Origin of the sequence: Spongiibacter sp. (assembly GCF_041602295.1) — a bacterium.
In the GTDB taxonomy this organism is placed as follows: domain Bacteria; phylum Pseudomonadota; class Gammaproteobacteria; order Pseudomonadales; family Spongiibacteraceae; genus Spongiibacter.
In genome coordinates this window covers 1-10,547 of sequence record NZ_JBFIGO010000095.1, presented here as the reverse complement: position 1 = coordinate 10,547, position 10,547 = coordinate 1, and the positions used below count along the sequence as shown (strand labels likewise).

The following is a 10,547-nucleotide window of genomic DNA, read 5'->3' as shown; positions in this document are numbered from 1 at the left end:
GCTGCCATTGCCACCGCTTGCCAAGTGCATGACAGCGGCGTGTGGAGTCGTCGCAGTGCCCTAGAGCGCGCCGATATTCTCGATGCCGCGGCCGATGCCTTGGCCGCTCAGGCGGGCAAGATTGCCGAGGCCGATGCCTTGTGCACCGGTGCAATTTTAAAATTCACCAGCGTGGTGGCCAGTATTTGCCCGATGGCGTTTCGCTCGGCGGCCGCGCTGCTGCGCCAAGGCGAGGTGGCCGCGCCCCTGGACGGCCCTTACGGCGAGTTGTTAATGGAGCGTTTGCCGCTGGGGCCAGCGGCCATTATTGCGCCGTGGAATGCGCCCTCGGGGATTGCCTGCCACAAACTCGCCTCGGCGTTGGCGGCGGGCTGCCCGGTTATTGTGAAACCCTCGGAGTGGGCGCCGTTGTCGGCTCAGTACATTGTGCAAGCTTTGCAGGGCGTGGGTTTTCCCGATGGCCTGCTACAGCTGTTGCACGGCGATGCCTCAGTGGGCGCCGCGCTGGTGGCCGACTCGCGCATTGAAGCGGTGTCGTTTACCGGCGGCTTGGCCGGTGGCCGCGCCGTTGCCGCAGCTTGCGCTAGGGATATCAAGCCGGCGCAATTGGAGTTGGGCGGCAACAATGCCCTAGTGGTGTTGGCTGACGCCGATGTCGATGCCAGCTGCGACGCTATTGTGCAGGGCCTAGTTACCTTAAACGGCCAGTGGTGCCGTGCTTTGGGGCGTTTATTAGTTCACGAATCGCTGATGACGGCGGTGGTGAAGGGCGTGATGGCGCGACTCGGTGACTTGAAAATTGGCAGTGCCCTGGACGCCGACAGCGAGATGGGTCCCCTGGTACACACTGTGCATCTGGCGCATATCGAACAGACCCTGGCCCACTATCGCGAGTTGGGCGGCGATGTGCTGCAAAGCAGTACGCTGCCGCGATCAACCGGTTACTACTTTGCGCCAGCCTTGGTGGTCGGTCTCGATCCCAGCCAAACCCGCGATGAAACCTTTGGCCCGGTGGCCACCGTACACAGCTTTAGCAGTGATGACGAAGCGGTGGCGCTGGCCAATGGCACGCCCTTTGGTTTGGCGGGCTATGTGTTTGGCGAAGAACAGCACTGTTGGGATGTCGCCAAACGCATGAGCACCGGCATTGTCAAAATTAATGCGGTGACGATGATGAACCTTAATCCATTGGCGCCGCGACCGGCCTGGGGCCTGAGTGGCCTGGGCGACGAAGGCGTGCGCGAAAGCTTTGAATTTTTTCGCGGCAGCCGCGTGATCGGCGTGGGGGCAAGGCCGTGAGCGAGTATTTTCAGCGTCGCCACGGCCTTTACATCGGTGGTGAAGAGCGCAGCGCTGCCAGTGACAGCTGGTTTGAGGTGTTGTCGCCGCTAGACGAACAGCCGCTGGCCGCGGTGGCCAGTGCCGGCGAGGAAGATGTCGCGCTGGCGGTTGCTGCCGCCGAGCGCGGTCTGCAGACCTGGTCGGCACTGGCGCCGAAGGTGCGCGAAGCCGTGTTGCTACGCGCGGCGCAAATCATGGAGGCCGAAGGCGAGGCCCGCTATTTGGAATTGCTGATTCGCGAAAGTGGTTCGACGATTGGCAAGGCCAAGTTTGAGATCAATTATACCGTCGACCTGTTGCGGACCGCAGCAGGCGAGGTGCGCCGCCTCTACGGCGACACCTTTCCCAATGACCGGCCCGATCGCTTGTCGATGGTGTTTCGCGAACCGCTGGGCGTAGTTGCTGTAGTGTCGCCCTATAATGCGCCGCTGGCGCTGCTGTGCAAAATGGCGGCCTTTCCCTTGGCTGCCGGCAACAGTGTAGTGGTGAAACCCTCGGAGGAAACGCCGATTATTGCCTTGGCGTTTGCGCGCCTGCTGGTCGAGGCCGGGCTGCCGGCTGAGGCCATTAGTGTGTTGCCCGGCTTTGGCGCCGAGTGCGGTGCGCCGCTGGTTAACCACCCTCGCGTCGACGGTATTGCCCTCACCGGCTCCACGCAAACCGGCAAGTTGATTGGCGCCGCGGCTATGCAGCGCATGGTGCCCGCACAACTGGAGTTGGGTGGTAAGAGCGCGCTGTTAGTGCTGCGTGACGTCGACCCCGAGCGAGCTGCCGCGATTGCCGTGGCGGGGATGTTTAATCACGGCGGTCAGATTTGCATGGCCAATTCGCGCATCGTCGTTGAAGAGCCAATTTACGACGCTTTTTGCGCGGCAATTAAACGCGAGACCGAGGCGTTAAAAATCGGCGATGTGTTTGACAGCGACTGCGCTTATGGACCGCTGATCAATCGCCGCGCAGTGGAAAAAATTCAGCAGCATCAGGCCGATGCCTTGGCGCAGGGCGCTAGCTTATTGTGTGGGGGGCGTGTGCGCAGTGGCTTGGTTTACGAACCGACCTTGCTGCTCGACCCGCCTCGCGACGCGAGCATTTGGCGGGAGGAAAGCTTCGGCCCGCTGGCCAGTATTGTGCGGGCTGCCGATCTTGACGAGGCCATTGCCCTGGCCAACGACAGTCAGTATGGCTTGTCGGCCGGGGTGCTCACCCACAATGTGCAGTGGGGTTTTAGCGCCGCGCGTCGTATTAATGCGGGGGCGGTGCATATCGGTATGCACTCCTTTCAGAGCAATGCCCTGGCGCCGGTGGGTGGCAGCGGCTATTCCGGCGTGGGTCGCAGTGGCGGCAAATTCAGTACCGAGGAGTTCACCGAGCTGAAGTGGGTGAGTGTGGAATTGGATGGGATGCTGTGAGAAGTCAGTCCCTGAGGCGCGGTTATATCTCGGTGGGTGCGGGCCAGCTGCACTATCGCTACGCCGGCAAGCCGCATAGCCCGCTGCTGCTGCTGATTCATCAGGCGCCCAGTAGCTCGGTGATGTATCAGGCGATGATGGCTGAGTTGGCCAGTGACTACTATGTGCTGGCGCCGGACTTGCCCGGCTTTGGTCAGAGTGATGCCCTGCCTGGTGGCAATAGCATTGCCGATTGGGCCGACAGCATTGCGGCATTTTGTCGGGCTTTCAGTCAGCGTGTGGCAGGGGTTTTTGGTCACCATACGGGCGCTGCCGTCGCCACGGAACTGCTGTATCGACACCCTTATATCGACGCCCGGCTGATGTTGTCCGGGCCGACCCTGCTTAGCCCGGAATTACAGGCCGCGCTGCCGGATAAGGCGCGGGCCTTTCCGCTTGCGCGCGACGGTGGGCATATGCAAGGCATGTGGCAGCGCATGTTGGCTAAGGACGGTGGGGCAGATTTGGCGCTGGTGCTGCGTGAGAGCCTGTTGGGCTTGGCCATGGGGGAGAGCTACCCCGATGCTTATCAAGCGGTGATTGATCACGATTTTCGGCGGGCGATCCGCGCCGTGACGGAGCCGGTGTTGATGTTCGCTGGCTCCGCTGACCCCTTGTATCCGGTGTTGGATGAGGCTTTTTCCGAAGTGCGACGGGGTGTGAAAAGCGAAATTGCCGGAGCGGCGAGCTGGGTTTGCGATCGCCAGCCGGGCGCGGTCTGCGCGTTGATTCGACGGTTTATGACTGCCGATGTGGCGGCCAACAGCAAGCGGGAGTGGCGCGATGAACCTTGAGCGAAACAGCCTGGGCATCGTTGGTCGCCCGGCGCTGCTGTTGGTGGATATGATCAACGGCTTTACGCATTCTGCATGCCCGCTGGGCAGCGACTGTCCGGAGGTGGTCGCGGCGAATGCGAAATTGTTGTCGGCCTTTCGCGAGCGCGGTCTGCCGGTGGTGTTCACCACTGTGGTGTACCACCGTGACGATCAGGCCAAGGTGTTTCGTTCGCGTATTCCAGCACTCAATTGCTTAACCCCAGATTCGCGCTGGGTGAAGGTCGATGATGCCCTCGCGCCGATAGCCGGTGAACGGCTGATTGAGAAGCAGTGGGCCAGTTGTTTTTTCGGCACCGACTTGCACGAGCATCTGCAATCCCTCGCTGTCGACAGCTTAGTGGTGACTGGGCTGACGACCAGCGGCTGTGTGCGCGCCACCGTGGTTGATGGCCTGCAGCATGATTACTCGATAGTGGTGCCGATTGAGGCCGTGGGCGACCGCAATAATGCCGCCCACGAGGCCAATCTTTTTGATATGCATGCCAAATATGCCGACGTTATGAAAGTCGATGATGTGTTACTGCAACTGCCGTAGAATGGCCGCAAGCCATCATCAGGAGGAGTTATGGACGCAGTAATCGAAAAGTTGTTCAGCGAGCACGATCTGAAGGCACTGCGTGGCGATACCCCTACGCCGCTCTATCATCAGACCTACTTACTGCTTAAGGGACGGATACTCGACGGCTCTATTGCCTTTGGCGCCAAGATGCCGACTGAGCAGCATTTGGCCGAGGTGTTTGGCATCTCTCGTATTACTGCCAAAAGGGCGATGGATGAGCTGGCCGCCGAGGAATTGGTGGAGCGCCGCCGAGGAAAGGGCACTCACGTTATCTACCAGTATAAGCCCGAGGCGGTGAATGCGCCGTTGATGGGCATGCTGGAAAAACTGGCAAATTTGGGTCGCCACACCAAAGTCAAGGTGCTCGATCTGTCGGAGGTCAATCCGCCGGCCAAGATCGCTCAGCAGCTCGGCTTAAAGGCTGGTGAAAAGGCTCATCGGCTGTTGCGTGTGCGCAGCAGTGAGGAGGGCAAGCCCTTCGCCTATTACGAAAGTTGGACGGCGGGCATTAAACACGGTTTTAGCCGCGAAAATCTTGAATCTGCAGTGCGCTTGGATGTGATTCGCGACAATGGCATTAAGTTGACCAAGGTCGAGCAGGATCTCAGTGCCATCGCGGTCAGTGCAGATGTGGCCCGCGAGCTGGAAATGGAGCCCGGTGAGCCGGCGCTGACCTTGCTGCGCCAGTCCTACAGCGAGGACGGCCGCCTGGTGGATATTCTCAGCTGCCAATATAACCCTCGACGGTTTATCTATCGTATGAGTCTGGGTATAGACGAGTACATAGGTGAACAGACGTGATTTTTTAAATGTCTGATATTTACGGAAGCACTTATGAATCAGCCAATTGTTGTTGTTGGTGCCGGCCCAGCCGGTTCGGCATTGACGCTTTATCTCGCGCAGCACGATATTCCCGTTATCTTACTTGAACAAGCTGCACAACTACCTGTTGATTTACGTGCCTCAACCTTTCACCCGCCGTCTTTGGAAATGCTCGATCGCTTGGGCGTGACTGAGAAAATGCTCGCCAAAGGCCTAGTTGCCGACAAATACCAATACCGCGATCGCAAAACCAATGAAGTTGCCGAATTCAATATGCAACTGATTGCCGACGAAACCAAGTTCCCGTTTCGCCTGCAGCTAGAGCAGTATGAGATGACGCGCATTGTCGGTGACATGCTAAAAGATTACCCCCATGTTGAGGTTCGCTTTGGCCACAAAGTCGTTGGCTGTCGCGAGGTCGACGATGGCGTCATCGTTGAGGTGGAAAACGCTGGCGGTCGCAGCGAAATTCACACGCCGATTTTAGTGGGTAGCGACGGTGCCTCCAGCAATGTGCGCAAAGGCGCGGGCATTGGTTTTGGTGGCTTTACCTATGATGAAAAATTCCTGGTGGTCAGCACCGACTTTGCCTTTGAGTCGGTGTTCGACAATCTCGCCTGGGTCAATTATGTGTCTGACCCCGATGAGTGGTGTGTGATTCTGCGCACGGAAAAACTTTGGCGAGTATTGATTCCCACCGAGCCTGGTGACGACGAGGCGACGCTGCTGTCAGACGACTTTATTCAGTCCCGGTTGCGCCATCTCCACGACAAGGGCGATAGCTATGCCATTCACCACCGGACGCTTTACAACGTTCATCAGCGAGTGTCCGAAACCTATTATAAGGGGCGGATTGTGTTGGCTGGTGACGCCTGCCATATCAATAATCCACTCGGCGGTATGGGCATGAACGGCGGTCTGCACGATGCCTTCAACCTCGCGGAACGGCTGGTTAATATTGTTCAGGGCGGTGCTGATATCGCCAGCGAGTTTGCTCTGTACGACCGCCAGCGTCGCCAATTGGCCGTAGACTTTGTGCAAAAGCACACCATCGAAAATAAGAAATTGATGGAGTCCAGCGACCCCGATATTCAGAAAAAGCGCCAGGCCATGTTGATGGAGACCGCCGCCGATCCGGTCAAGGCCAAGGCCTTTTTAATGGAGCGGGCGATGATCAACTGTGTGCGTGAGAGTTTGGCTGTGGCCTAAGTCGCAGCGGCCAATATTGAGCTTTCGCCGAACGCGCTGGCGCGCGAATTACGCGGTTATATCCATTTGGTTGCGCCCTCATTAACGGTTTTTAGTCGCCGAGGGCCGTGTTTGCCCGCCCGCTAATACTGCCGGTATTGGCGGTGGCAGGCGCGCCATTTTTGCAGAGGCACTTCGCCATGCTTATTATCTTTTTTGTTATCTTGCTGGACCTTATAGGGTTCGGCATTATGATCCCGATTTTCCCCTACTTTGCTCAAAACCTCGGTGCCGGCCCGGCGCTCGCCACGGCGCTGATGGCCTGCTATTCCGCCGCGCTGTTTATCAGTACGCCGTTTTTGGGGCGGCTCAGCGACTACTACGGGCGCAAGCCGGTGTTGTTGTTGAGTATGGCGGGGGCGGTAATCGCCTATTGTCTGATGGCCTCGGCGACCACGCTGTGGATGCTGGCACTGTCGCGGCTGATAGCCGGGGCGATGGCCGGCAACCTGTCGGCGGCGCAGGCCTACATCACTGATATTACCAGTGCCGAGAATCGCGCTAAGGGCATGGGTATGGTCGGTGCTGCCTTTGGTATCGGCTTTATCGTCGGTCCGGCGCTGGGCAGCGCCTTGGCCGGAGCCGATTTCGAGACCGCCAATTTTGTCCGCCCGGCACTGTTTTCTGCGGCGATGTCCAGCCTGGCATTTTTGGCCATCCTGTTTTTTTTGCCGGAAAGCCTCCCTGTAGACAGTCGCCGGGCGTTGCGTGAACAGCCCTCGGTTAGCCGCCTGCAGGGCCTGCGGCGCTTGCTCGACAAGCCGGCACTGCTGGCGATCATTAGTTGCGGCCTGGTCTACAACATCGGTGCCAGCCTGGTGGAATCGCTATTCCCGATTTGGGCGGCAGAGCTGGGTGTGATCAATGGCCCGCGTGGCTTGATGCCTATTCTGTTGGCCAGTGGGGTCGTATTGGTGGCGGTGCAGGGGGGGTTAATTGGCCCGCTGGCGCGGCGCTATGGTGAGCTTACCTTGTTGCGCAGTGGCGCTTGTATCTATGCCCTAGGGCTGTTGTGTATGGCGTTGGCCGGCGAGGGCGGCAGTTTGCCGGCGGTGACCTTGGCGATGATGGTTCAGTCGGCGGGCGCCGCCTGTGTGTTGACCAGCGCGCAAAGCCTGGCGTCGATGGCGGCAATACATACCGATCGCGGCATGGTAATGGGGATCTATTCGTCGGCGGGTACGTTGGGTAGAACCTTGGGTACGCTGCTGACGGGTGTGTTATTTGCCAACGTTCATGTTCACTCTTCGTATTTGCTTGGCGCCTGTTTGAGCGTGAGCCTGCTGTATTTTTCGCGCTCTGCGGCGAGCATTACTGCGTTGCGACAGAGCGCGGTATAGCCTCAGGCCTTAAAGCCCAGCGGCAAGCCGGCATTGGCGGTAAAGCCGTAGAGTTCGGTGGAGGGCAGCGCCGCGTGTAGTAGTTCGCGCACGGCAATCAATTTTTCAATGTCTATGCCGGTGCGCAGGCCCATCGCTTCGAGCATAAACACCAGGTCTTCGGTAACGATATTACCGCTGGCGCCGGGGGCGGCCGGGCAGCCGCCGATGCCACCGAGGGAGCTGTCGATGGTGGTCAGGCCGAGGTCGACGGCAGCCAGGGCGTTGGCCAGTCCTTGCCCGCGGGTGTTGTGCAGGTGGACACCGTTGAGCTTGTCGCGGCCACAGTGTTGCCAGATCTGTTTAACCAGGCGTCTCAACTGGGCGGGGTTGCCACTGCCGGTGGTGTCAGACAGGCCGACTTCGTCGACACCGGCAGCCACTAATTTTTCGGCGATTGCCACGACCTTGGCCTCGGGGATCGGGCCTTCGATGGAGCAGCCAAAGGCGGTGGACAGGCCGACTTCAAAGTGGGGGCGAGGGCCGCTGCTGGCGTCGATAGCGGCGATGATGCGTTCTACTTCATTGAACATTTGTTGATGACTGCGGTTCACGTTTTTCTGGCAGTGGCTCTCGCTGACCGAAAACGGCAGTGAAATTTTGTGCGCACCGGCGTCTAACGCCGCTTGGGCGCCACGCAGGTTGGGCACCAATACCGCCACACAGAGTCCGTCAATGGTTCGCGCATAGCGAACCAGTTCGGCGGTGTCGGCAAGCTGGGGCAGGATGCTGGCGGGCACAAATGAGCCGACCTCGATCTCTCTCACGCCAGCCGCGGCCTCGGCGCGCAGCCACGCCTTTTTCGCTTCCGTCGGCATGATGTCGGCAATACTTTGCAGGCCGTCTCGTGGCCCTACTTCACTGATTTCTATGTCTATTTCGGTATTTTTCATAGTCCGCCTAACAGGGGTGGTGGCAACAAAAGATATATTGATATAACATAATAACAAATTGTAATTGCAGACCTGCAGGATGTCCACTGATCGACGGTTTTTCAGTGGTGCAGGCAGATGACGGAGCTGGAGACTGACGATGGTTGAGCTGACGCCAAGCGAGAATTTACCCCTGAGCGGTATTCGTATTGTTGAATTTACCCACATGGTGATGGGGCCGAGCGCGGGGGTCATTTTGGCTGATATGGGCGCCGAGGTAATTAAGATCGAGCCGATTAAAGGCGACAATACTCGACGTCTCAAAGGCTCTGGTGCGGGCTACTTTCCGATGTACAACCGCAACAAGCAGAGCCTGTGCCTGGATCTTAAGTCGGATGACGGGCAGCGGGTGGCGCGTCAGCTGATCGATAAAGCGGATATTCTGATTGAAAACTTCCGCCCGGGTGCCATGGATAAGCTGGGCTTTGGTTATCCGTCGCTGCGCGAGACCAACCCGCGACTGATTTACTGTTCGCTAAAGGGCTTTCTCGATGGCCCTTATCAACACCGCACCGCCCTGGATGAAGTGACCCAGATGATGGGCGGCTTAGCCTATATGACGGGCCTGCCGGGCAGGCCGATGCGCGCGGGCTCCAGTGTCGTGGATATCGCTGGCGGTATGTTTGGCGCTATCGCTATTTTGGGTGCGCTGGAGGAGCGTCACCGCACGGGTGAGGGCCAGTTGGTGAAGAGCAGCCTGTTTGAAAGCACCGCCTTCATGGTTGGCCAGCATATGGCGCAGCAGGCGGTCAGCGGTAAGCCCCTGCAGCCGATGTCGGTGCGTACCTCTGCTTGGGCGGTCTACGATATTTTTGACACCAGTGATGGCGAGCAGGTTTTCGTCGGAGTGGTGAGTGACACCCAGTGGAAAGTGTTTTGCGAGGCCTTTGCCTTGACCGAGTTTAGTCGGGATGCCGGTTTGGCGCAAAACAATGACCGCGTGGCGCGGCGCGAGGAAATCATGCCGGTGATTCGCGATTGTCTCGGGGCAATGACTAAGCCGCAGCTGATGGAAAAATTAGAGCAAACTGGCCTGCCCTTTGCGCCCATCGCCTCGCCGTCGGATTTATTTGACGACCCTCATCTCAATGCCAGTGGGGGGTTACTTGAGGTGAGCTTGGCTGAGCAGGGCAAGACTGCGTGTCTGCCGGGGCTGCCTATCGATCTGGCCGGTCGCCGCTTGGGCTTGCGTCGGGATCTGCCTAAGGCCGGCGAGCACAGTCGTCAGACCTTGCAAGAATTGGGCTATAGCGACGAGCAAATCGTCGCGCTTGCTGCTGCGGGCGTGGTAGCCTTTGGCGAGGTGTAGCGGCGCGGCCCGGAGTTTCTTGTGGGCCGCATTGGGGGCGGGACGGCGATGGGCGCGAAGTCTAGAATAGAGCGGAAACTGCGACGAGTACTGACCTTCCGCCAGCTGGAAGTGCTCAGCGCCCTCGCCGAGACGGGGGGGGTTGGCGCCGCCGCGGAACGGCTCAACCTCACCCAGCCCAGTGCGTCGATGCAACTGAAAAAGCTCTCTGGCCATCTGGGTTTGCCCCTGTACGAAGTCCTCGGTAGGCAGCTGCATTTAACTGAGGCGGGAAGGGTGGCGGTCGCTAGTGCCAGTGATATATTTGCCAGTTTGGAGCGTTTAGAAGTCGCGTTAAATGCTCTGCAGGGCCTTCGAGCCGGCACCCTGAAAATTGCCGCTGTGACCTCGGCGGAGTGTTTTGTTCCCCATGTCCTCGGTCCCTTCTGTAAGCGCTACCCCGATATCGATGTGCATCTGGCGATAGGTAACCGCAGCGAGATGACGGCGCGGCTGACTGACAACCGCGATGACCTATATTTTTTTGACGATGCCCCGCAGTTAGCGAATCTTGAATCCCTGGCCTTTGGGGCGAATAAACTTGTGGTGATTGCCTCGGCTAAACATCCCTTGGCTGACCGCCGGCAGCTGCGCTGGCAAGACCTTGCCGGTGAAACCCTATTGCTGAGAGAGC

The 10,547-nt window shown here is 58.8% G+C and carries 10 protein-coding genes; 9 read left to right on the top strand and 1 reads right to left on the bottom strand.

The genetic code is table 11. The annotated features are described in order from the left end of the window. The 7 genes from ABYM29_RS12860 to ABYM29_RS12830 all read left to right on the top strand — a co-directional run. On the top strand, window positions 1-1,299 hold a 1,299-nt coding region (locus ABYM29_RS12860; RefSeq protein ID WP_372865175.1), incomplete at its 5' end, for an aldehyde dehydrogenase. Then, on the top strand, window positions 1,296-2,750 hold the full coding sequence (locus ABYM29_RS12855) for an aldehyde dehydrogenase (protein ID WP_372865174.1): 1,455 nt from the start codon (window positions 1,296-1,298) through the stop codon (window positions 2,748-2,750). The genes ABYM29_RS12860 and ABYM29_RS12855, both read left to right, overlap by 4 nt. Further along, window positions 2,747-3,583, top strand: coding sequence for an alpha/beta fold hydrolase (locus ABYM29_RS12850; protein ID WP_372865173.1), 837 nt, complete (start codon window positions 2,747-2,749; stop codon window positions 3,581-3,583). The genes ABYM29_RS12855 and ABYM29_RS12850 overlap by 4 nt, the downstream gene beginning before the upstream one ends. After that, entirely contained in the window at window positions 3,573-4,160 is a 588-nt protein-coding gene (locus ABYM29_RS12845; protein ID WP_372865172.1) for an isochorismatase family protein, read from the top strand. Before ABYM29_RS12850 ends, ABYM29_RS12845 begins: the two co-directional genes overlap by 11 nt. 30 nt (window positions 4,161-4,190) lie before the next feature. Further along, window positions 4,191-4,985, top strand: a complete 795-nt coding sequence (locus ABYM29_RS12840; protein WP_372865171.1) for a GntR family transcriptional regulator — start codon at window positions 4,191-4,193, stop codon at window positions 4,983-4,985. Between the two features lie 33 nt (window positions 4,986-5,018). Then, on the top strand, window positions 5,019-6,215 hold the full coding sequence (locus ABYM29_RS12835; protein ID WP_372865170.1) for an FAD-dependent oxidoreductase: 1,197 nt from the start codon (window positions 5,019-5,021) through the stop codon (window positions 6,213-6,215). Window positions 6,216-6,394: 179 nt separating this feature from the next. Next, window positions 6,395-7,594 carry an MFS transporter gene (locus ABYM29_RS12830; RefSeq protein ID WP_372865169.1) on the top strand — a complete coding sequence of 400 codons (1,200 nt, stop codon included), beginning with the start codon at window positions 6,395-6,397 and terminating at the stop codon, window positions 7,592-7,594. Between the two features lie 2 nt (window positions 7,595-7,596). On the opposite strand, the gene ABYM29_RS12825 is transcribed toward ABYM29_RS12830, so the two are convergent. Continuing rightward, window positions 7,597-8,526 carry a hydroxymethylglutaryl-CoA lyase gene (locus ABYM29_RS12825; RefSeq protein WP_372865168.1) on the bottom strand — a complete coding sequence of 310 codons (930 nt, stop codon included), beginning with the start codon at window positions 8,524-8,526 and terminating at the stop codon, window positions 7,597-7,599. Window positions 8,527-8,665: 139 nt separating this feature from the next. On the opposite strand from ABYM29_RS12825, the gene ABYM29_RS12820 reads away from it, so the two are divergent. Both ABYM29_RS12820 and ABYM29_RS12815 read left to right on the top strand, forming a co-directional pair. Further along, the gene (locus tag ABYM29_RS12820) at window positions 8,666-9,874 is read left to right on the top strand and encodes a CaiB/BaiF CoA transferase family protein (protein WP_372865167.1); all 1,209 of its coding nucleotides are present in this window, start codon (window positions 8,666-8,668) and stop codon (window positions 9,872-9,874) included. 21 nt (window positions 9,875-9,895) lie between these two features. After that, window positions 9,896-10,547 (top strand): LysR family transcriptional regulator (locus ABYM29_RS12815; protein ID WP_372865166.1); only part of this gene is annotated, 652 nt, incomplete at its 3' end.